Here is a 543-nt window from a genome sequence, read left to right on the forward strand (position 1 = left end):
TAGATAGAGGCTCGGCAGTCATTTGTTCAATAAGGGCGCCGTATTGAAGCACCGAGGCTGCCGAGTCGATCATCCTCCGTCTAGCAGCCAACAACTCTTCCTGCGCGGCAATCAGATCCAAGTAGCTATACCGCCCCCGTTCATATGCTCCACGCGTCTCCCGTAGCGCACGATTGAGTGTCGGTATTACCTCTTCTTTCAGCACTGCTGAGACTTCAACGCCCTGCTGTCGATTTTGATAGGCTTCGAAAAGTTGCGCATGCAGATTAAACAGTGCCTCTTTCCGCCGAAACGTCACTTGATCACGTTCGGCTTGGGCAGCGCGAATTTCCCCACTGCTTCGACGATCTGCAAACAAGGGCATACTAACCCCTGCAACTAGCCCCGTATCGCCAGAGCCTTCCATCCGGCGTACCCCTAGGCTCCAGGAGATATCACTTTTGGCACGCGTTTGTGACAGCCGGATCCTTGCTTCCTTCAGGCGAGTCTCACTCGCAAACACAGCCAAAGCGGCGTTGCCTTTGGCTCTGTCGTATAGAGACG

General features: G+C 54.3%; 1 protein-coding gene. It reads right to left on the reverse strand.

Annotated features, from left to right (window positions below; translation table 11 throughout):
* Positions 1-502 (reverse strand): TolC family protein (locus tag B3520_RS06690; RefSeq protein WP_286875735.1); only part of this gene is annotated, 502 nt, incomplete at its 3' end.
* Positions 503-543 lie beyond the last annotated feature (41 nt).

The sequence above is a fragment of the Marinimicrobium sp. UBA4509 genome (assembly GCF_002388575.1).
Lineage (GTDB): Bacteria > Pseudomonadota > Gammaproteobacteria > Pseudomonadales > Cellvibrionaceae > Marinimicrobium > Marinimicrobium koreense.